This is a genomic window from Enterobacter sp. RHBSTW-00593, assembly GCF_013784105.1.
GTDB classification, from domain to species: Bacteria; Pseudomonadota; Gammaproteobacteria; order Enterobacterales; family Enterobacteriaceae; genus Enterobacter; species Enterobacter ludwigii.
This window is the reverse complement of the sequence record NZ_CP056393.1, coordinates 3246906-3267071: the sequence shown is the minus strand read 5'-3', so window position 1 is coordinate 3267071 and position 20166 is coordinate 3246906. Positions and strand designations below refer to the sequence as shown.

The following is a 20166-nucleotide window of genomic DNA, read 5'->3' as shown; positions in this document are numbered from 1 at the left end:
TCACCCCATACAGAGGAACAGCAATGGCTGAAATCACGGTAACACCTGCCCAGCAAATCCGCTTAAACCTGCTGCAGAACTTGAACTACGACACTGCCGCCGCTGCAGACGCGATTAAGTTTGTTGGTGACGATCCGCTGAAGTATCAAATCTTCGTTAACCAGTTAAGCCGGGTAACATCTGAAAGCGGGCTGGTGGCCAGAACGACTAAAGCTATCAAAGAGTCGGAAGAAGCCCTGCTTCTGTTTGGAGTTGAATCTGGAAGTTAACTACTGAACCTTTCACCCCCATTAAAGAAGAATAACTTCGTAATGGGTGTGAAAGGGGCGTGCAACTTTTCTCAAACAACCAGTTTTGAAACCTCAAATATGAATGTGGCGATGGTTGCAAGGTTTGCAGAAGTCGATATGAATTCCATCAGCTTGGAGTTCTTCACGATTTGTAAACGTTTCTCTTCAGTTTCGTTAGGAGAGTGTCTCATCTCCTGTACAACTGATTTCAGCACTTCCTCCGGCGTGTTGGTATCTATACCGAGAGCCTTTAAAATTTCTGATTTTTTCTCATAAATATCAGCAATTGTCCCAACGTTATGAAGTGATGATGAATCAATGGATATATCAAAACCTTCTGGAGCCCTGACAATGGTTCCTACGTGCTGAACGATGCAACCTGTAATTTTTAAACCCATTTTTATGCCCTTTGTTGATTGAGCAATCAATTTATCATCTGGAAAACTAAAAACATAAAAGAGCAGGATCAACATATGCCGAAGGTCACAATTGATGGTGTTCAGTATGAACCTGCCAGCATAGTCTCCAGCAGAATCGGGATAGCAATCACTACTCATAATCGTCCTGAAGTGTTACTACGCGCGATTGAGCAGCACATGAAGCATCTTCCATCTGGTGCGCTGGTGGTTGTGATAGACGATGGCTCAAAGCCTGCAGCGGTAGTTCCCCACGGCGTGCAGCTGCTTCGCCATGAAACATCACTCGGCATTGTTGCTTCGAAGAACGCCAGTTTAACCGCGCTGATGGACGCCGGGTGTGAGCATCTTTTCCTTTGGGACGATGACGCCTGGCCCATCGCTGATAACTGGCACCTTCCATACATCGAATCACCCGAACCGCACCTGGCTTACCAGTTTCTCGATCTGGCAGGGACGAATAAGCTGAAGGATATGGCGGTCCTGTACCGGGATGATAAGCACATCGCTTACACCGGGCAGCGCGGCGTGATGCTGTATTACCACCGTAGCGCTATCGAGAAGGTTGGCGGTTTCGATCCGGTTTACGGTCGCGGCATGTACGAACACAGCGACCTTGCCCTGCGCATCCATAACGCTGGTCTTACGACGTGGGCTTACGGTGACGTCGTCGGTTCAGAAAAGCTGATTCATTCTCTCGATGAGCATGAGGCCGTGGAGCGTTCGGTACCGAAACCAGACCGGCAGGCGCTGGTGGAACGTAACGTTAAAATCCACAACGAACGGCGCGATACCGGGTTTACCGGTTATGTGGAGTACCGGCGGCAACGCGACGTGGTAATCACTACGTTACTGACCAGTCAGCCTGACCCTCAGCGCGGCACGAAAATGACGGCCTCGCCTGACATGCTGTCTAAATGGGCCTCATCGCTTCGGAATTGTGGCCGTATCGCGCTGGTGGATGAACTTCAGACGGCACCGGCAGACGTTGAGCTGCATCGCGTTTCTGACGTGAAGATGAATGTCTACTTCCGTCGCTGGCTGCATATCTGGCAGCACCTGCGCGATCACCCTGAATACCGGTTCGTCTGGTGTACCGATGGTACCGATGTAGAAATGCTCCGTGCACCGTGGGAAGAAATGCATCCCGGCACTGTATACGTCGGTTCTGAACCGAAGACCTACGCCGACACCTGGGCGAAACAGAATCATCCTGAGCGTATCTATCAGGAATTCATTGAAACGCACCGCGGCGATGTGATGCTTAACGCTGGTCTGCTGGGTGGAACCCGCACTGATGTAATGGCGTTCGCTCACGGCATCATCCGTCTTTACTACCGGATAGAGAGTTATCGTTTCTGGAAGAAAGAACAGGCTGGCGCTGCGGTGGGTGACATGCTGGCGTTCGGTATTGTCGCGCAGTTATTCGCTGACAGGCTGGTCACCGGCCCTATGGTTCATACCGTTTTCAAGACTGATGGTATCGGTAAGGAGGCGGCATGGTGGAAACACAAGTGAAGTTTGTTGTGGTTGGCCATCATAAGCGCATTGATGCAGCTAAGGAGCTATGCGGCATACTCGATGCTCACATGCTCATTGACTACGAAGACCATGGCGCGAACTGGAACCATCGACGCGCACTTGAGTGGGCAAAAGAGCAAGGCTGCCACGTTGTTGTGTTAGAGGATGATGCTCTGCCAGTGGAAGGATTTATCTCTTCTGTTTACGACTGGATTGAGCGCTACCCAGATTCACTTATCAGCTTCTATCTCGGTACAGGAAGGCCACCTCAGTATCAGCTTGAGATTGCATCGAAGCTTATCGCTGCTGATAAGTCTCGGGCTGAATTCATCACGCTCACGCGATTGATACACGGAGTCTGCTACTGTGTCCCACCAAAGCATATCCAGAAAGTGTTGGATAAATGGAGCCACAGTAAAGCTGCTGATTATGCCGTGGGTGATGCGCACGGAGGACCAGTCATCTACCCGTGTTATTCATTGGTTGATCATGCTGATGGGAAGCCTGTTGAACCTGCGAGAGATAAGCAACCAAGAACAGAACGCCGCAAGGCATGGAGGTTACATGTCTAAAGAAGAGTCAATTCCTTGTTATTTGAGTGTAGAAGAAAGAGATGTAGCTCAGATGCTAGGTGAAGCCTGGAACCTATATCTAAAACTTCCCGTAGAACACCCCAATGAGCGCATAGAGTTTTGTCAGGCTATCCATGCGTGTCAAAGCATCGTCATGTCTCGGCCTGCGGTGAGGGCATTAAAGGATATAAAAGATTCTGGAGCAACCGATGGGAAAACTAAAGACGCTGAAGCCGCGTCTTAAAGCTATCGACACCCGCCGCATTAAACCTGTATATGGCGAGAACCGCCGAGTAAGTGGAAGTGCAAGGGTTGGCCTTAAGCGCAGGATATATGTTCGTGATGGTGGCCATTGCTGCATGTGTGGACGCGTAGTAGATCTTCATGACAGTGAGCTTGACCACCGAATAGCACTGCAGTTTGGCGGTGAAAACGATGAGCGCAACCTGTGGACGCTGTGCATCGAGTGCCACTCAGGTAAGTCATCGCGTGAAGCATCAATGAACCAGCCTGACAGTGAGGCTCTGAAGCACTCAGTGCCGAAAGATAATTCACAAGACGGCATCGTAATTCTCTAACCAAACCCCGGGGGGGGGGTATTAGCGGGTGTCAACGCCGATCGCGCTGGACACCGCGCCCCCTCTCACGCACAGAAAAAATTCCCTTTTGGAGGGTGTTAACGTGTTAACAGGACAAAAGCGCAAATACGCACTGGCGCTGATGTCCGGTTCATCCCAGGCTGAAGCAGCCCGTAAGGCCGGTTATTCCGAGAAAACCGCAAGGTCACAGGGTTCACGGCTGGCAAAAGACCCGGATGTCATCGCGTTTATCAACAAGAAACGTGCTGCAGATCCATATGATGTACCGACCAGGGATGAAAGCACTGCACCACCTCCAGTAGTTAACAGCACAGTAAAAACCTTTGAAGACCCTCTCGAATTTCTTAAGTCGGTAATGAACGACACCACAGAAGAAATTGACACCAGAAAGGATGCGGCAAAGGCAATGTTGCCTTATCTCCATCCTAAGAAAGGTGAGGGGGGTAAAAAAGATGCCCGCCACGCCGCCGCGAAGGTTGCAGCCACTGCCAGTAAATTCGGTGCCATGGCACCACCAAAGCTGGTGGTCAACAATAAGGTGTAACGTATGGCTCAGTGGTCTACCGCCTGCCTCGATTGGGAACGGCGACTAATTGCCGGTGAGTCAATCATCCCGCCACCAATTTTCCCTGATCAGGCAGAGCAGGCGCTTGGTATTTTTCGTGAGTTGCGGGTTTCTGATTTACCAGGGAAGCCAACCTTCGGCGAATGTTCTGAGGAATGGGTTTTTGATTTTGTTAAGGTCATCTTTGGTGGCTACGATGCTGAAACAGGGAACCAGCTTATACGTGAGTATGGGTTACTGATTTCAAAGAAAAACACCAAATCAACCATTGCTGCCGGAATTATGCTGACCGCTCTCATACTTTGCTGGCGTGAGGATGAAGAACACCTGATCCTGGCCCCAACAAAAGAGGTTGCTGATAACAGCTTCAAGCCAGCAGCCGGAATGATACGGGCGGACGATGAACTTTCAGATATGTTCCAGATACAGGACCATATCAGGACAATCACGCATCGGATAACACGAAATACCCTCAAAGTTGTAGCCGCTGATACTGACACGGTTTCCGGTAAAAAATCTGGCCGCATCCTGGTAGACGAGCTCTGGTTGTTCGGAAAACGCTCTAATGCTGAAGCGATGTTTATGGAGGCGCTTGGCGGTCAGGTATCACGTAATGAAGGTTGGGTAATTTTTCTTACCACACAGAGTGATGAGCCTCCGGCTGGAGTTTTCAAGGAACGACTGGATTACTGGCGTGATGTCAGGGACGGGAAAATACTCGACCAAAAAACGCTGGGTATCCTATACGAATTCCCTGAGGAAATGGTTGAGAAAAAAGCATATCTCGACCCTGATAATTTTTACATCACGAACCCAAATATTGGACGCTCTGTCAGTGCTGAGTGGATAGCCGATCAGCTTCGTAAGAACCAGGCCAAAACAGACGGCACTCTTCAGCAGTTTCTGGCAAAGCACCTTAATATCGAAATAGGCCTTAACCTCAGGACAGACCGCTGGGCTGGTGTTGATTTCTGGGAGCCGCAAATCAGGCCAGTTACCTTCACCGATATCCTGCAGCGTGCTGAGGTTGCTACTGTTGGGATAGATGGCGGTGGACTGGATGACCTTCTTGGTCTTTATGTGATCGGGCGCGACAAAAACACCCGTGAATGGATTGGATGGGGGCATGCCTGGGCACATGAAATTGCAGTACGCCGCCGTAAAAGCGAAGAATCCCGTTTCAACGATTTCGTTAAGGCTGGTGATCTGACCATCGTTAAGCGCGTAGGACAGGACACAGAAGAAGTGGCTGAATATGTCAGTCGTATCAATGATGCGGAGCTGCTGGACAAAATTGGTATTGACCCTTCAGGAGTTGGTCAGATCCTTGATGCTCTCGTTGAGGCTGAAATACCTGAAGATTCGGTAGTTGGCGTGAGTCAGGGCTGGCGGCTTGGTGGTGCGATAAAGACCACAGAGCGCAAGCTTGCGGAGGGTGTTCTTATTCATGGCGGTCAGCCGTTAATGGCCTGGTGTGTTGGCAACGCAAGGGTAGAACCCAAAGGTAACGCAATCCTCATTACCAAGCAGGCCAGCGGGAAGGGGAAAATTGACCCACTAATGGCCCTGTTCAATGCCGTTTCGCTAATGGCTCTTAATCCCGAAGCGAAGAAAAAAGATTACCAGGTATTTTTCATATAAATCACACGTCAGTTAATGACCCGCTACGGCGGGTTTTTTCGTTTCTGGAGGACAGTAAATGAAGCTTGACCGCGCATGTACGATCATGACGGTGAAAGCTGTGGATGAGGACAAACGGATAATTACCGGGATTGCCTCCACACCATCACCTGACCGTGACGGCGACATTATGGACCCTGACGGCGCGAAGTTTGGTAGTGAAAACCCCTTTCTCTGGCAGCACGACAGAACCCAACCTATCGGGAACTGCTCTGCAAAGAAAGTGAAAGAGGGACTTCAGATCACGGCGCAACTTGTTAAACCAACATCTGACATGCCATCGCAGTTGGTAGCCAGGCTTGAAGAAGCATGGGCATCTATCAAATCAGGTCTTGTAAAAGGCCTCTCAATTGGCTTCAGGCCGATTAAATACGCATTTCTGGACTCAGGCGGCATCCATTTTCTCGAATGGGAGCTACTTGAAGTCTCTGCTGTAACGATCCCGGCTAACGCCGAGTGCTCAATTCAAACGGTTAAATCTTTTGACCGCCAGTTACTCGCCGCGCTTGGCACTGAGAAACCGGTAGTTAAAACCATAAATTCTGCTGGCGCTTCAGCACCGAATAAATCTTCTCAAAAAGGAAAACCAACGATGAATATCGCTGAACAGATCAAAAGTTTTGAAAACAAACGTGCGGCGCTGGCTGGTTCACTGAGCGAAATCATGAGCAAAGCTGCAGATGAAGGCCGAACGCTCGATTCTGAAGAAACAGAAAGCTACGACAACACATCGGCTGAAATCAAATCAGTAGACGAACACTTGAAACGTCTACGTGATATGGAAGCCAACATGGCATCTACGGCTAAACCAGTAACCAAAGCGGCCAATGGCGAAGTAACTGTTGTCAGCCAGGCCCCGGCTATCATTCGCGTTGAGCCTAAGCTGGAAAAAGGTATCGCGTTCGCTCGCTTTGCCAAATCACTGGCAGCGGGGAACGGCAGCCGTTCTGAAGCGCTGCAGATTGCAAAAAATCAGTACCCAGAAGACACAAAGCTTCATCACGTTCTGAAGGCGGCTGTCAGTGCTGGCACTACGACAGACCCAACATGGGCAGGCGCGCTGGTGGAATACCAGGATTATGCGCAAGACTTTGTTGAGTTCCTGCGTCCTCAGACGATTATCGGCCGCTTCGGTCAGGGTAATATCCCGTCACTGCGTCAGGTACCATTTAATGTCCGTATCCCTGCTCAGACTTCAGGTGGTTCAGCAAACTGGGTTGGCCAGGGTAAAGCGAAACCTCTGACAAAATTTGATTTCGCAACGATCACCTTCGGTTTCTCCAAAGTGGCTTCTATCGCGGTGCTTACTGAAGAGCTGATCCGTTTCTCAAACCCTTCAGCTGACGCACTGGTACGTAATGCCCTGGCGGAAGCGGTAATCGCACGTCTGGATACAGACTTCATTGACCCCTCTAAAGCGGCGGTTGCTGATGTTTCTCCAGCATCCATCACCAACGGCATTACTGCTATCCCTTCAACTGGTGACCCGGATGCCGATGCCTCCGCTGCGTTCGGCCAGTTCATCACAAACAACCTGCAACCGAATGGCGCGGTATGGCTGATGTCAAGCACTACGGCACTTACTCTGTCTATGCGTAAAAACGCGCTTGGTCAGAAAGAGTACCCGGATATGACCATGCTTGGCGGTACATTCCAGGGGCTGCCAGTTATTGTTTCTCAGTACGTTGGTAATCAGCTGGTACTGGTTAATGCGCCTGATGTGTACCTGGCAGATGATGGTGGTGTTGCGGTGGATATGTCTCGCGAGGCTTCTCTGGAAATGCAGAGTGCGCCGACCCATGACAGCACGACACCAACTGGTGTTGAACTTGTATCCATGTTCCAGACGAACAGCGTGGCAATTCGAGCTGAACGCTGGATTAACTGGAAACGCCGTCGCGATGCAGCCGTAGCAGTTATCTCTGGTGTTGATTACAGCACTGGGTCCACAAGCTAAACAGGAGGGCGGGGGAAACCCCGCCATTTCAGATGGCAAAAATCAGATACCTTCAGCGTACACATGACTCATTGCCAGGCGATGAGAAAATTGTGAATGACCAGTGCGCAAAGGTACTGGTTCTGCTGAAAAAAGCGGAATACGTAACCGGCAAAAAAGCAGAGGTGCGTAAAAACAAAAAAGAAAACGCGGAGAATGGCTGATGTGGAACCCTTTTAGACGGAAAGAGAAAGCACTACAGCAACCACCATCCGGCGTATGGACTCCACTTTTTTCTTACGTTCGTGAGCCATTTGGTGGGGCATGGCAGCGTAATATGGAAGTAAGGAATGAAACTGTACTTTCATACTATGCAGTGTTTTCCTGCATTACGTTAATAGCAAGTGACATTTCTAAGATGTCACCTGCTATTCAGTCAAAGGATTCTAACGGTATCTGGAAGGATGTTTCTGATGCCAGTTTCGATACTCTTATCACCAAACCAAACCAGTTTCAGAACACGATTCAGTTCTTTGAAACATGGATGAACTCTAAGCTTTCACGCGGTAATACATACGTGATGAAGGTAAAAAACAGTGCAGGAAAGATTACAGAACTTCGCATTCTTGATCCGGATAAAGTTATCCCTCTGGTTGCTGATGATGGCTCTGTATTTTATCAGATTAGCCCTGACCAGATTAGCGGCCTCCCTACACAGGTTACGGTGCCGGCACGAGAGATCATTCATGACCGTTTTAACTGCCTGTTTCACCCACTGATTGGTATTTCACCTATCTACGCCTGTGGCTTGGCTGCAATGCAGGGTAAACACATTCAGGAAAGTTCAGCATTCTTCTTTAAAAACGGCGGTAAGCCCAGCGGCGTGATTACCATCCCTGGCGCTGTTGATGCTGAAAAAGCAAAAGAAATTAAGGCGGCATGGGATGTAGGTTATACCGGTGAGAACGCAGGTAAAACTGGGCTGCTATCTGGTGGAGCTGAATATAAAGCAATTACCATGTCTGCAGTGGATGCACAGACGGTAGAACAGCAAAAACTTTCTGCTGAAATGGTTTGCTCAGCATTTCACGTACCGGCATATAAGGCTGGAGTCGGTGAAATCCCAAGTTCTGACAACGTGGAGGCACTTGAACAGCAATACTATTCACAGTGCCTTCAGGTGCTCATTGAGTCAATTGAGGCATTGCTTAAGGAAACCTTCGAACTTGGCCAAAATAAGCGTGTTGAGCTTGATATTGGAGCATTGCTGCGCATGGATAGCGAACGCAGAATGAAAGCACTTGGTGAAGGGGTTAAAAACACAATTCTTACACCTAACGAAGCAAGAAAAAGTGAAAACCTTCCACCTGTTGAAGGTGGAGATGCTCTTTACCTGCAACAGCAAAACTTCAGCCTCCCTGCACTTGCAAGGCGCGATGCGTCAGATAACCCATTTGGTAAAAATACTTCTGATCCTACGCCACCTGCGAAATCAGCCATTTCTCTGGTTGAAAAGTCATTCGTAAAAACTTCACTGAGAGGGATTATTAACAATGGATGAGCGCGAATTATCTATCATTCAGGCGATCGGTGAAGAGGTGAGGGATATCATCACCGCTATGAAATCTCAGCTTGAAAGGGAAGTGAAGAGTCTCGTTACTGATGCGGTGAAGGCTGCTGTAGCTGATATTCCAGCACCGGTAGTGCCAGAGTTGCCTGACATTACGCAACTGGTAGGCGATGCGGTTAAGTCCGCCGTGGCCGAGATTCCAGCACCGGTAATTCCTGAGCTTCCTGACGTTACGCAACTGGTCAACGATGCGGTGAAGGCCGCCGTTGCCGAAATTCCGGCACCGGTAATTCCTGACCTGCCTGACGTTATTCAACTGGTCAACGATACGGTGAAAGCCGCAGTCTCCGAAATTCCAGCACCGGTAGCTCCTGATCTGCCAGACGTTACGCAACTGGTCAACGATGCGGTGAAGTTGGCTGTGTCTGAGATTCCTGAACCAGTCATCCCCAGCGATGGTCGCGATGCACTGCAAATTGAATTAGAACCGTGCATTGATGAAACAAAATCCTACCCGCGTGGAACATATGCAACTCACAAAGGAGGGCTATGGCGTTCTTATCAGAAGACCGATGGAATGCGCGGATGGGAATGCATTGTGGACGGTGTCGCCGGGGTCAACATCCAGCAGGATGAAGAACGTCTCTTCACTATCTCACTTGAAAAAGCTAGCGGACTTGTTGACGTAAAAACCTTTGCTATCCCGGTCACCATTTACCGCGATGTATTTAAGGCGGGTAAAGAGTACGAACCTGGAGACACCGTCACCTGGGCTGGTTCGCTATGGCACTGCAATAAAAAAACTGCAGATAAGCCAGGTGAACCAGGTACAAAAGGTTGGACGCTTGCAGTTAAAAAGGGGCGGGACCTGAGGGATAAACCATGATTGAACTGGTAGACCTTGACGAAGCAAAGCTTCACCTTCGAATTGATGATGATTATGGAGACTCCGATCTTGAGATGAAAATACAGGGCGGAAGCGCTGCCATATTGTCTTTCATTCAGGGAAGTCGTGAGCTCGTTGTAGATAGTTCCGGGGTTCTGGTAGAGGGAGAGCCGCTTAAGCGTTGCCAGACAGCCTTGCTTGTTTTGCTGGGCTATCTGGACAGGAACCGCGGCGGTGAGGAAGAAGAAAAACTGAAGCAGGGTGAACTCCCTTACGCTGTCACCATGCTTATTTATGACCTTCGAAGGCCGACAATAATTTAAGGAGTTGATATGGCTTGTGCAGGTTGTGCCCGCCGCCGTGAATGGATAAAAAAATGGATGAAAAAAGCCTATGAACGAGCAACTCGTAACAGAACTCCTGGCAGCGCTAAAAGCCCAGACAGCAGCTCAGACAAAACAAACTGAGGCAATTAACCGTCTGGCCAACTCGAATGAGTCACTTTGCAAATTGATAATGCAAACGCTGGCCGAAGAAGTTGAAGAGGATAACCTCCCTCAGCAAACTTACCTGAGTGACAGAAAAGTGAGGTGAAGATGAACCTCGGAAAATTGAGGCACAGGATCAGCATTGAGCGCAGAACAGGCGTGCAAAACCCTTCTACCGGCGCTATGTCATATTCCTGGGAAAAAATTGCAGATGTTTATGCTGAAGTAACACCTGTTTCCGTCAAAGAGTTCATCACCTCTCAGGCCGCTAATGTTGAGTTAATTGCCCGCGTCAAAATACGATATCGGGAGGATATTAAGAATCAGGACAGGATTACTTTCCGAGGAAAAATTTACGCGGTAGAGGGGATTCTTCCTGATCCTGATAGTGGGCTTGAATACCTCACTCTCCCATGTTCTCAGGGGGTGAAAGATGGCTGATGGTGTTGAAGTTAATATCGAAGGGCTAGATTCTCTCCTGGGTAAAATGTCAGCGATAAGTGAAGTTACACAAAGCAAGGCCGGAAGACTAGCGCTAAGAAAAGCTGCCAACATCATCAGGGATAGAGCAAGAGGTAATGCACAAAGGGTCGATGACCCCCTAACGCGAGAGGCTATTTATAAAAACATTGTCGCTAAATTTGATAACAGAAAATATCGACTTACCGGAGACATAGGTTTCAGAATCGGTGTTTTAGGTGGTGCCAGAGCCAACGTAAAAGCCAGAGACCAAAGAAAATCTGACAGACGAAGATCCAGACTAGGACAAGCATTTCTGGAAAGCATGGGTGAAATATCTGGTGCAGGGAAAGGAAACCCCGGAGGAGCAACTTATTATTGGCGTTTTTTGGAGTTTGGAACGGAGCACGCACAAGCTCATCCAATATTGAGGCCAGCCATGAATGGTGTGGATATGCAAGTTATCAGCACTTTTTCTTCTGAATTTGAAAAGGCCATTGATAGAGCAATCTCGCGCGCTCAGAAAAAAGGAGTGCCAACATGATCCCCCCGATATTTCCTGTTTGTGCAGCAAGCCAGGCGGTAACAGATCTTCTCGGTTCTGACCCGGTTAGGCTTTATCCATTTGGTATGCAAAATGACAATGTCACTTACCCTTATGCAGTGTGGCAGACCATACCAGGTGGAGAGCCAGAAAACTTCCTCAATCAGATCCCTGATATTGACCGCTTCTCCCTGCAGGTTGACATTTATGGCAATACTGATGAAGAAGTCATTTCAGTAGCAAAAGCAATCAGAAATGCAATCCAGACTAAAGCCAATATTACCCGCTGGGGTGGACAAACTCGCGACCCCAATACCAACCGTTACCGATATTCATTTGATGTCGACTGGTTTGTAAAACGATAAACCAAACCCTTCCACTCACCGGCCTTGAGCCGGTTTTTTTATTTCCGGAGATAACTATGTCAGTAGTGACTCAAGGCACACAGATGTATGTGCTCGCGAATGGTGTCGTGAGCGAAATTGAATGTATTACTTCGTTTTCACCCGGCAGTAGCCCTGCTGATCAGATTGAGGATACCTGTCTCAGTGAACGGAATACCCGCCAGTACAAAAAAGGCCTGCGTACTCCTGGACAGGCTACCGTTGCTCTGAACGCTGACCCAGCGAACGATAGTCACCTTTTGCTGAGCAACCTTGCTGAATCAAATGACCAGGCGAATTTAACATTCGCGATTGGCTGGGCAGACGGTGAATCAGTTCCGACTGCGGCGACCACGAGCGATCCTGATGCGGTTGATGGTTTGGTTCTTCCAGACGACCGTACCTGGTATGTATTCCAGGGTTATGTATCTGACTTCCCGTTTGACTTCCAGGCTAACACCGTTGTTCAGACATCCGCGACTATTCAGCGCTCTGGTCAGGGCGTATGGATCCCGAAAGCGCAACCAACTAGTTAAGTTCTATTTAACCTGAGCGGGGGAAACCCCGCCTTTTGACGGAACAAAGAAATGAAACTGACGCTCGACACGATTAAAAATGTAGGTGCATTTACGGGCCGCCCGGTAGAAAAGGAAATTGAGTGGACCGACAAGGACGGCAATAAGCATGTGGCCACCACTTATGTTCGTCCTATGGGTTTTCATGCGGCAAAGTTCGACATTCTTTCCGTAACTGGGAAATCGGACGGTGTTGCTGGACGCATTGCATCTTCAATTTGTGACGAAAATGGCGATCCTGTGTTCACTCCTGATGATATTACCGGTCATGCTGACCCGGAACGTGGCGCACTGGACGGAAGCCTGACAATTGCCCTGCTCGTAGCAATACAGGAAGTTAACTCTCTGGGAAAGGAGAGCTCAGTGCAGAAGACGAATTCTGGTGTGAATTAGTTCTCAATGGCATAGGTGGAAGAACCATTACTGAAGCCCAGGAGTTATTGAGCATCAGGGAGTATCAAATTTGGTCAGCGTACCGTTCTAAATTTGGCAGCCTTAACCCAATGATGCGTACCGAATGGGCTGCCGGTTTGGTTGCTTCTGTGCTGGCAAACGTCAACCGGGGTAAAGATACCCCACCTTTCAGAATTACCGACTTCACCCCCCACATCAACGCGCCCGCGATCACTCTCGAAGAGGCCATGAAGGAGTGGACATAAATTATGGCTGGGAAAAATCTCGGTACACTCACAATCGACCTGATTGCAAAAACGGGTGGATTTGTTGCAGGTCTTAATCAGGCAGAACGCGCCTCAGCAAAGTGGAGTAAACAGGTACAGGATGATGCGGCATCAGCCAGTGCGGCGCTGGCTGGTATTGGTGCGGCAGCTGTAACTGCTGGTCTGGCCGTAGGTGCGGCAGGGTTTCAGTTGCTGAAAAGCACTTCAAAGCAGATCACAGAAACAGATCGCTGGGCAAAATCTTTACGGATATCAACACAGGAGCTTTTAGCCTGGCAATTCGCTGCTGAAAAGGCAGGCGTATCCGGCGATCAGATGGCCGATATCTTCAAAGATATTGGCGATAAGATTGGCGACGCGGTTTTGAACAAGTCAGGAGAGGCTGTTGATGCGCTAAATGCGCTTGGCCTTTCTGCTGAGAAATTATCAAAAGTAAGCCCTGACAAACAGCTTCTGGCGATTGGTGAATCACTGAGTAAGATCGGGACCAATGCCGAAAAGACTACCATTCTGGAAAGTCTTGGTAACGACCTTTCAAAACTTCTTCCGCTGTTTGATAACAATAATGAAAAACTGAAACAGTTTATTGATCTGGCAAAAGACTACGGAGTAGCGCCAGACCCTTCATCAATAGATGATCTGGTGAAGGTGAACCAGTTATTCGAAGACATGGAAGCTCAGGTTGCTGGCCTGAAGATGGAGATTGCAGCTGGTCTGGCAAAAGTTGACCTTACACCATTGCAAAACTCTCTCGATAAGCTTCACGACGTACTGACCGATCCTGTGGTATTGCAGGGCATTTCTGATCTCGTCTCTGAGGTCGCTGAGCTTGCCGGGTGGTTGGTTAAGGCTGCCGGAGGAGCAGGGCAACTGGCAGCAAGTACAAGGAACCGGTTTGCTGCTTTAAGCGGGAAAATCGATCTCACAAATATCGACCAGGTTAATGAGAGAATCGCTTACCTTCAGAAAAATATTGAAGGTCGAGATGGAATGTATTCCCAGGGTAAATCCATGTTTGCATGGATTACTGGTGGCGATGACAGCGTTAAGGCATTGAATGATGAGTTAAACGATCTGCTAAAAACTAGGGACGAACTAGCAAAACCAAAGCCAAGTAATCTTCCTCTCGGGGCCGCCACCGTAGGGACAGACAAGCCATTTGCTCTTCCACCTGGTGGCACCAACGGTAAAGTCACCCCTGATGCAGGTGCAAAAAAACTTGAGTCTGCATTCAAGGCGCTGGAAACAAGTTATCAGCGTCAAATCGCGTTAATAGACGTAACAGGGAAAAAAAATCAGGAAGTAACTGAGGTTGAAAAACTCAGATTTGATTTAACAACTGGCAAGCTAACCGGCATTAATGCCGCGCAGCAGGAGAGGCTTCAGCAATTAGCTACTGAGGTTGACAGGCTGAATGCTCTCAAAAAGGCCAATGAAGAAAATCTGAAGCTTGCAGAGTTCGCAGCAAATCTCAGAAAGCAAAATCAAAACGATAAGTCTGCCAATGATGCAGATTTTGTTGGTGCTGGCATGGGCAAGAAAACCCGTCAGCGCATGCAGGAGTTACTGGATATCCAGAGCGGGTTTCTTGAGAAACAGGCCGATCTCCAGAAGCAGTATCAGAGTGGAGATATTACAAAATCACTGTATGACCAAGAGACTCAGGCGCTGCAGGATGCACTGAATGAACGTCTCGAAATACAGGAGGATTATTACCAAAAATCTGATGACAAAATGGGGGACTGGCAAAGCGGAATATTCGACTCGTTGAATGATTATGCTGAGAAGTCTTCTGACTATTATCAGATTGCTGCCGATGGGATGACATCTATTCTTGATAGCGCAACGTCTTCCATAGCAGATAACCTTCAGGACTTAATCACCGGGGCTGAAGATATAGGTGATTTCTTCAGTAATATTTTTGCTGACCTTGGCCAGGTTGTTATTAAAACACTCACTGAAATGGCGGCGCAGTGGCTGGTGTACCAGGGCGTTCAGTTGCTGGTTGGTAAAACTGCTCAGGCTTCTGCAGCAGGAACGCTTATAGGTAATGCTCAGGCTACATCTTTCCAGGCTCAGCTCGCAGCCTACGCATCAACAGCGGCAATCCCTATCGTTGGCCCAGCGCTTGCGCCTGCATCAATGGCTGCAGCTGCAGCTATAACTGCTCCCCTGGTAGCAGGTGTCAGCGTATCAGCCCTTTCCGGTATGGCACACGATGGTATTGATAGCGTTCCTGAAACCGGGACATGGTTGTTGCAGCAAGGTGAGCGAGTTACTACGGCGAAGACCAGTGCAAAACTGGATGCAACGCTTGACCGGGTAAATAAGCAGACCAGTGAGGGCAATGGGGGAACATACGCACCTCAGATTTATGTGAATGGGGATCCTGATGCCAGAACAATCGAGATGCTAAAGCAAGCTGTAAGGGATGGCGCTCAGCTCGGCTATAAGATGGTGAATGACGATCTGGCAAGCGGGAAGGGTAAGACATCAAAATCTCTTTCTGGTGGCTGGGGAGTAAGGAGAAAGGCTGGCTAATGGCAATCACAACCAACATTACCTATCCGCACGATTATCTTCCCGTTCCTCTTCAGGATGGATATGGATTAAAACCAGTAAGCCCGCTACTTCGTACCACTCTGACATCAGGACGAGCAAGGCAGCGCCGCCGTTATATGTCCACCCCGACTATGGCCAGCGTAACCTGGACGCTTACTGAGAAGCAGGCCCAGACCTTTGAAGCATGGTTCAGGGATGCCCTAACTGATGGTGCGGCATGGTTCAACATGAACCTCCGTACTCCGGGAGGTGAATCACCAAAGGTCTGCCGGTTCACGGATATCTATGATGGGCCGAGTCTCATCGGCGGTAATTACTGGCAGTACACTGCAGAGTTAGAACTCTATGATCGTGCAATTTTACTTCCTCCTCCATGGGGTCAGTTCCCGGAATTTATTTCCGGGATGGATATTATCGACCTTGCGCTTAACAGGGAGTGGCCAGAATCATGACTGTTTTAAATAGACTCTATGCGAGCAGTGGTAGTGAAGTGATCTTAGATACTCTGCAAATAACGGTTGGCGGTGTCGATTACTGGTTAACACGTGGATGGGATGATGTAACGGTGACTCTGGAAGACGGTAGGCAAGCGACCTTTATCGGATCAGCGATTGATATTGCTTTGCCAGCTCGTAACGCTGACGGTACGCAGGATTTGAAATTTGCCATCAGCAATATTGACGGGGTTGTTTCAACAGCTATCAGGAATGCTCTCGATAGTCTGGATAATGCCAGTCTGACATTTCGGCGTTATGTTTCTTCAGATCTGTCAGCACCTGCTGCTCCACCATATACGCTCGCTATTAAAAACGGGTCATGGACAGCAACAGAGGTACAGATTACCGCAGGGTATATGAATATCCTTGATACCGCCTGGCCTCGTTACCGTTACACACTTCCGGACTTCCCTGGTCTTCGTTATCTGACGTAAGGACTACCCATGTTTAATCCTGATAAGTACCGTTCAGTCACCTGGCTGAAAGGCGGCCGCGTTTACCCAGAGCTTGACTGTTTCGGGATAGTTAACGAAATCCGCCGTGACCTCGATTTGCCTTTGTGGCCTGAGTTCTCCGGGGTGACAAAGGACGATAACGGGCTTGACAGAGAAGCTCGTGGTCTGATGTCTGAACTGACTAAATGTGAGCCAACTCCCGGGGCCGGTATTGCATGTTATTCTGGCGGAATGGTCACGCATGTTGGTATTGTCGTCGATATTGGCGGTTCTCTGTATGCGGCTGAGTGCAACCCTAAATCCAATGTCACATTCCTTCCTCTGTCTCGTTTTGAACGTCGTTTTGTGAAAGTGGAGTATTACCAGTGACAATCAGAATTTACCCGTCAAGGCTGCCAGGCGAGCCACTGGAAACTCACGAACATTGTGATGTTAGCCTTGCAGGTTGGCTTGCCGATAATATTGATGGATGGACTCTAGACAGAGAACACCCAATTACCATAGAGGTAAATGGTAAGCCGGTATCACATGCCGAATGGCCATCCATAAAAATTAGTCCAGAAAGTGACGTAAAAATTTACCCCATCCCATATGGTACTGGTCTTGAGATTGCTGCCTGGGCAGCAGTAGCAGTTGCTGTAGCAAGTGCTGCCTATTCCATCTACATGATGAGCAATATGCAGACCGGAGGCTATAGCCAGCCTGGTAATGGCGATCAGATTGATCTTAACCCGGCAAAAGCGAACAGTGCGAAACTTGGTGATCCTATCCGAGAAATTTTCGGTAAATACCGAGTATGGCCAGATTACGTAGTACAGCCTGTCAGCCGGTTTGTTAATGAAAAAAACTTGGTTACCGATATGTTTCTGAATGTCGGTGCCGGTTATTTCACTTTACCAGCATCTGAATGGCGTATCGGTAACACGCCTTTTGCGGCATTTGGCGATGACGTTTCCTATACCGTCTATCCGCCTGGCGCTGATGTATCAGCAGATAAACGCACAGAAAACTGGTTTAACTCACCTGAAGTAGGTAACACAACATCCGGTACTGCAGGCCTTGATCTTGGAACAAGTGGTCCAGAAAACGTGAGTGTCGTAGCGGATGCATTACTTTTTAATACCAATACAGTAACGCTGATTGGTTCGACAATTACAGAGGATACTGAAATTCCATCATCCTGGACGGTTGGAACCATTATTGATATTGAAGCGCCAGACACCTACACCATTGAAATAAATAACGGTTACAGCGTCATTTATGGTTCAGTATCTGAAATGGCCCCGGTTGTTGGAATGGCAATGACGCTGGAGGTAAACAACGATACGTTTGAATTGTTTGTTGCGGCTTACAGCCCAGCTGTACCTGCAGTTCCAGGAGTCGGCGGCAACACCGCGAGCATTGCGGCCAGCGCGTCACCTACAACGTATGATTTCAGTAGCACGCCACAAACATTCACAATCACATGGAAATCGGTAACTTACACCGTTTCGCTGACCAGCAACTACGTCACCATGAGTGGGCTGGTAAATGCAATAACAAGCCAAATCAATGCATCTGGTTTGAGGGCCCGTGATAATTCCGGCCGCGTAGTGATCGACGAACAAAGCAGCCCATTTGCTGGTGGCTCAATCACCCACAGTCCATTGCCTGTCAGTGTATTTGGAAGTTCACCAGTTGATACCGCAGGGGTAAAATCAACGGGCGGAACTGCAGCGGTGCCAGCCAGCATCAGCCTCGCTTATGATTCGGCTACTGGCACAAAGTTTGCCGGAATACCTGTAGGACTCCAGCGCCTGACTTTATACCCAACCGATTACAGCTATAAAATTACTGATATTTCAGGCCTCACAATTACCGTTGGCAGGGTTCTTGTTTCTGTTGATTCATCAGGAAATCCTGTTACCACTGATGATCCTGCATGGACAGGGTTTATTCAACGAACGGTTCTTGATGGTTCGGTAACCGGCGTGAACGACGATTATGACTGGGTTGGCCCGTTCCTGTCATGTCCTGATGGAGAAACGACAGACTGCATTGAGGTTAACCTTAACTTTCAGAATGGCCTGGCCAAATACAACAGCAAGGGCAAAAAGAGATCCAAGACTGTAGGCATCCTCATTCAGTACCGGATTTCGGGAGCAACAGACTGGACGACTCTTGAGTTGTCGTATACCAGAAGTGTTGAAGATCAGATCGGATTTACACGGGTAATTAATGTGGACCCTGGTCAGTATGAAGTCAGGATGAGACGCAAGGAAGCGCCAGCAGGAGGTTCTACCCGCGATCAGGTCTACTGGCAGGCAATGCGGTCAAGACTTCCAAAGCGGCCAACGAGTTACCGGGATATAACTACAGTAGCGCTGAGCGTCAGAACGGGTAACCGACTTGGTGCTCAGTCTGACAGGCGTATCAATGTCACGGCCACCAGGCAATATGAAGAAGGTGAACCGCGCAGCATCAGCGCAGCTCTTTATCACGTACTCAAATCACTTGGGTATCAGGATAATGAAATTGACAGAGCTGCTATAGACGCGCTTGAAACAACCTACTGGACACCTCGCGGTGAGAAATTCGATTTCGCTACCACGGATACAGTCTCTGCACTGGACATGCTTAAAACCATCACTGGCGCTGGCATGGGCTATTTCCTTCTTTCTGATGGCATGGCTTCAGCCGGAAGGGAAGGTATTAAGCCATGGGCCGGGATGATCACGCCACAGGAAACGACTGCCGAACTGACAACATCATTCAAAGCACCGAATGAAGACGATTATGATGGCGTTGATGTGACGTATATTAACGAGCTCACCTGGGCAGAGGAAACTGTTCAATGCCGATTGCCTGATAAGCCCACTCCTGTAAAAGTAGAGAATTTCAAGTTAGATGGCGTTCTTGACCAGGATAGAGCTTATCGAATAGGTATGCGTCGTTTGTTGGGATATCAACTGCAAAGGCTTTCTCATGACACATCAACTGAGATGGATGCACTCTGTTATGAGTTTATGGACAGGGTAATTCTTACTGATGATATCCCTGGAAACCATACCCTAAGTTGTCTGATCGAGAAAATGAGTTATAACAGTAGCATTATAACTCTTACACTCAGTGAAGCGCCTGACTGGACTTTCCCTAATCCTCGTGTCGTTATTCGTGATCAGGAAGGCAAGGCATCTAATTTGCTTGTTCCAACCAGAGTCAATGACTTTACGCTCACAGTTCCATATAGCAGTACTCTTGCACCTGAAACATGGATAATGGGTGATCCTTCAGTAGAGCCTCCCAGGATTTTGTTTTGTTCCTCTACACGTGTGGGTTACGACGCTCTGATAGGAGAGATATCTCCAGGAAGTGACGGTACTAACGATGTTTCAGCAATTCAGTATAACCCCTCTAAATATCAATATGACGATGCAACTTACCCAGGTAATGTTGCATAAAATGAAATTGCAATCAGACCCGCTTCTGCGGGTTTTTTTATGCCCGGA

Annotated in this window: 24 protein-coding genes; 23 read left to right on the top strand and 1 reads right to left on the bottom strand. The window is 48.6% G+C overall.

Going from position 1 to position 20166, the window contains the following annotated elements; genetic code table 11:
• Window positions 1-23: 23 nt before the first annotated feature.
• Window positions 24-269 carry a DUF2560 family protein gene (locus HV242_RS15455; protein WP_181616766.1) on the top strand — a complete coding sequence of 82 codons (246 nt, stop codon included), beginning with the start codon at window positions 24-26 and terminating at the stop codon, window positions 267-269.
• A gap of 71 nt (window positions 270-340) precedes the next feature.
• Here HV242_RS15455 and HV242_RS15450 read toward each other — a convergent pair whose 3' ends face one another.
• Complete coding sequence (locus tag HV242_RS15450; protein ID WP_181616765.1) at window positions 341-763, bottom strand: hypothetical protein; 423 nt, start codon at window positions 761-763, stop codon at window positions 341-343.
• Between HV242_RS15450 and HV242_RS15445 the strand changes: the two genes are divergently transcribed.
• The 22 genes from HV242_RS15445 to HV242_RS15340 all read left to right on the top strand — a co-directional run bounded on the left by HV242_RS15445 (window position 764) and on the right by HV242_RS15340 (window position 20118).
• On the top strand, window positions 764-2224 hold the full coding sequence (locus tag HV242_RS15445) for a glycosyltransferase family 2 protein (protein ID WP_181616764.1): 1461 nt from the start codon (window positions 764-766) through the stop codon (window positions 2222-2224).
• Window positions 2206-2799, top strand: coding sequence for a hypothetical protein (locus HV242_RS15440; RefSeq protein ID WP_181616763.1), 594 nt, complete (start codon window positions 2206-2208; stop codon window positions 2797-2799). The genes HV242_RS15445 and HV242_RS15440 overlap by 19 nt, the downstream gene beginning before the upstream one ends.
• The gene (locus HV242_RS15435; protein ID WP_181616762.1) at window positions 2792-3043 is read left to right on the top strand and encodes a hypothetical protein; all 252 of its coding nucleotides are present in this window, start codon (window positions 2792-2794) and stop codon (window positions 3041-3043) included. Before HV242_RS15440 ends, HV242_RS15435 begins: the two co-directional genes overlap by 8 nt.
• On the top strand, window positions 3009-3377 hold the full coding sequence (locus HV242_RS15430; RefSeq protein ID WP_181616761.1) for an HNH endonuclease: 369 nt from the start codon (window positions 3009-3011) through the stop codon (window positions 3375-3377). The genes HV242_RS15435 and HV242_RS15430 overlap by 35 nt, the downstream gene beginning before the upstream one ends.
• 103 nt (window positions 3378-3480) lie before the next feature.
• Window positions 3481-3942, top strand: coding sequence for a terminase small subunit (locus tag HV242_RS15425; protein ID WP_181616760.1), 462 nt, complete (start codon window positions 3481-3483; stop codon window positions 3940-3942).
• 3 nt (window positions 3943-3945) lie between these two features.
• Entirely contained in the window at window positions 3946-5604 is a 1659-nt protein-coding gene (locus HV242_RS15420) for a terminase large subunit (RefSeq protein ID WP_181616759.1), read from the top strand.
• A gap of 58 nt (window positions 5605-5662) precedes the next feature.
• The gene (locus tag HV242_RS15415; protein ID WP_181616758.1) at window positions 5663-7600 is read left to right on the top strand and encodes a phage major capsid protein; all 1938 of its coding nucleotides are present in this window, start codon (window positions 5663-5665) and stop codon (window positions 7598-7600) included.
• A 202-nt stretch (window positions 7601-7802) separates the two neighbouring features.
• On the top strand, window positions 7803-9140 hold the full coding sequence (locus HV242_RS15410; protein ID WP_181616757.1) for a phage portal protein: 1338 nt from the start codon (window positions 7803-7805) through the stop codon (window positions 9138-9140).
• Entirely contained in the window at window positions 9133-10035 is a 903-nt protein-coding gene (locus HV242_RS15405) for a hypothetical protein (protein WP_181616756.1), read from the top strand. The genes HV242_RS15410 and HV242_RS15405 overlap by 8 nt, the downstream gene beginning before the upstream one ends.
• Window positions 10032-10358 carry a head-tail connector protein gene (locus HV242_RS15400; RefSeq protein ID WP_032659043.1) on the top strand — a complete coding sequence of 109 codons (327 nt, stop codon included), beginning with the start codon at window positions 10032-10034 and terminating at the stop codon, window positions 10356-10358. The genes HV242_RS15405 and HV242_RS15400 overlap by 4 nt, the downstream gene beginning before the upstream one ends.
• Before the next feature lie 70 nt (window positions 10359-10428).
• Window positions 10429-10629: a hypothetical protein gene (locus HV242_RS15395; protein ID WP_181616755.1), complete on the top strand. Its 201-nt coding sequence runs from the start codon at window positions 10429-10431 to the stop codon at window positions 10627-10629.
• A 2-nt stretch (window positions 10630-10631) separates the two neighbouring features.
• A complete protein-coding gene (locus tag HV242_RS15390; protein WP_181616933.1) occupies window positions 10632-10964 on the top strand; it encodes a phage head closure protein in 333 nt (110 codons plus the stop codon).
• Window positions 10957-11526: an HK97-gp10 family putative phage morphogenesis protein gene (locus HV242_RS15385; RefSeq protein WP_181616754.1), complete on the top strand. Its 570-nt coding sequence runs from the start codon at window positions 10957-10959 to the stop codon at window positions 11524-11526. Before HV242_RS15390 ends, HV242_RS15385 begins: the two co-directional genes overlap by 8 nt.
• Window positions 11523-11891, top strand: a complete 369-nt coding sequence (gene gp17 / locus HV242_RS15380) for a tail completion protein gp17 (RefSeq protein ID WP_181616753.1) — start codon at window positions 11523-11525, stop codon at window positions 11889-11891. Before HV242_RS15385 ends, gp17 begins: the two co-directional genes overlap by 4 nt.
• 56 nt (window positions 11892-11947) lie before the next feature.
• Entirely contained in the window at window positions 11948-12445 is a 498-nt protein-coding gene (locus HV242_RS15375; protein ID WP_181616752.1) for a phage tail tube protein, read from the top strand.
• 51 nt (window positions 12446-12496) lie between these two features.
• Window positions 12497-12877: a phage tail assembly chaperone family protein, TAC gene (locus tag HV242_RS15370; protein ID WP_181616751.1), complete on the top strand. Its 381-nt coding sequence runs from the start codon at window positions 12497-12499 to the stop codon at window positions 12875-12877.
• 47 nt (window positions 12878-12924) lie between these two features.
• Entirely contained in the window at window positions 12925-13143 is a 219-nt protein-coding gene (locus HV242_RS15365) for a phage tail assembly protein T (RefSeq protein ID WP_220131405.1), read from the top strand.
• Window positions 13144-13146: 3 nt separating this feature from the next.
• Window positions 13147-15705: a phage tail tape measure protein gene (locus tag HV242_RS15360; protein WP_181616750.1), complete on the top strand. Its 2559-nt coding sequence runs from the start codon at window positions 13147-13149 to the stop codon at window positions 15703-15705.
• Complete coding sequence (locus HV242_RS15355) at window positions 15705-16178, top strand: hypothetical protein (protein ID WP_181616749.1); 474 nt, start codon at window positions 15705-15707, stop codon at window positions 16176-16178. Before HV242_RS15360 ends, HV242_RS15355 begins: the two co-directional genes overlap by 1 nt.
• Window positions 16175-16657: a DUF1833 family protein gene (locus HV242_RS15350; protein WP_181616748.1), complete on the top strand. Its 483-nt coding sequence runs from the start codon at window positions 16175-16177 to the stop codon at window positions 16655-16657. The genes HV242_RS15355 and HV242_RS15350 overlap by 4 nt, the downstream gene beginning before the upstream one ends.
• A gap of 9 nt (window positions 16658-16666) precedes the next feature.
• Entirely contained in the window at window positions 16667-17047 is a 381-nt protein-coding gene (locus tag HV242_RS15345; protein ID WP_181616747.1) for a nitrite transporter, read from the top strand.
• Window positions 17044-20118, top strand: a complete 3075-nt coding sequence (locus HV242_RS15340) for a host specificity factor TipJ family phage tail protein (protein ID WP_181616746.1) — start codon at window positions 17044-17046, stop codon at window positions 20116-20118. Before HV242_RS15345 ends, HV242_RS15340 begins: the two co-directional genes overlap by 4 nt.
• Window positions 20119-20166: the final 48 nt, after the last annotated feature.

Bases quoted from the DNA above. Each gene is read 5' to 3' on its own strand.
- HV242_RS15455 (WP_181616766.1), top strand. From the start codon at position 24: ATGGCTGAAATCACGGTAACACCTGCCCAGCAAATCCGCTTAAACCTG.
- HV242_RS15450 (WP_181616765.1), bottom strand. From the start codon at position 763: ATGTTGATCCTGCTCTTTTATGTTTTTAGTTTTCCAGATGATAAATTG.
- HV242_RS15445 (WP_181616764.1), top strand. From the start codon at position 764: ATGCCGAAGGTCACAATTGATGGTGTTCAGTATGAACCTGCCAGCATA.
- HV242_RS15440 (WP_181616763.1), top strand. From the start codon at position 2,206: ATGGTGGAAACACAAGTGAAGTTTGTTGTGGTTGGCCATCATAAGCGC.
- HV242_RS15435 (WP_181616762.1), top strand. From the start codon at position 2,792: ATGTCTAAAGAAGAGTCAATTCCTTGTTATTTGAGTGTAGAAGAAAGA.
- HV242_RS15430 (WP_181616761.1), top strand. From the start codon at position 3,009: ATGGGAAAACTAAAGACGCTGAAGCCGCGTCTTAAAGCTATCGACACC.
- HV242_RS15420 (WP_181616759.1), top strand. From the start codon at position 3,946: ATGGCTCAGTGGTCTACCGCCTGCCTCGATTGGGAACGGCGACTAATT.
- HV242_RS15415 (WP_181616758.1), top strand. From the start codon at position 5,663: ATGAAGCTTGACCGCGCATGTACGATCATGACGGTGAAAGCTGTGGAT.
- HV242_RS15410 (WP_181616757.1), top strand. From the start codon at position 7,803: ATGTGGAACCCTTTTAGACGGAAAGAGAAAGCACTACAGCAACCACCA.
- HV242_RS15405 (WP_181616756.1), top strand. From the start codon at position 9,133: ATGGATGAGCGCGAATTATCTATCATTCAGGCGATCGGTGAAGAGGTG.
- HV242_RS15400 (WP_032659043.1), top strand. From the start codon at position 10,032: ATGATTGAACTGGTAGACCTTGACGAAGCAAAGCTTCACCTTCGAATT.
- HV242_RS15395 (WP_181616755.1), top strand. From the start codon at position 10,429: ATGAACGAGCAACTCGTAACAGAACTCCTGGCAGCGCTAAAAGCCCAG.
- HV242_RS15390 (WP_181616933.1), top strand. From the start codon at position 10,632: ATGAACCTCGGAAAATTGAGGCACAGGATCAGCATTGAGCGCAGAACA.
- HV242_RS15385 (WP_181616754.1), top strand. From the start codon at position 10,957: ATGGCTGATGGTGTTGAAGTTAATATCGAAGGGCTAGATTCTCTCCTG.
- gp17 (WP_181616753.1), top strand. From the start codon at position 11,523: ATGATCCCCCCGATATTTCCTGTTTGTGCAGCAAGCCAGGCGGTAACA.
- HV242_RS15375 (WP_181616752.1), top strand. From the start codon at position 11,948: ATGTCAGTAGTGACTCAAGGCACACAGATGTATGTGCTCGCGAATGGT.
- HV242_RS15370 (WP_181616751.1), top strand. From the start codon at position 12,497: ATGAAACTGACGCTCGACACGATTAAAAATGTAGGTGCATTTACGGGC.
- HV242_RS15360 (WP_181616750.1), top strand. From the start codon at position 13,147: ATGGCTGGGAAAAATCTCGGTACACTCACAATCGACCTGATTGCAAAA.
- HV242_RS15355 (WP_181616749.1), top strand. From the start codon at position 15,705: ATGGCAATCACAACCAACATTACCTATCCGCACGATTATCTTCCCGTT.
- HV242_RS15350 (WP_181616748.1), top strand. From the start codon at position 16,175: ATGACTGTTTTAAATAGACTCTATGCGAGCAGTGGTAGTGAAGTGATC.
- HV242_RS15345 (WP_181616747.1), top strand. From the start codon at position 16,667: ATGTTTAATCCTGATAAGTACCGTTCAGTCACCTGGCTGAAAGGCGGC.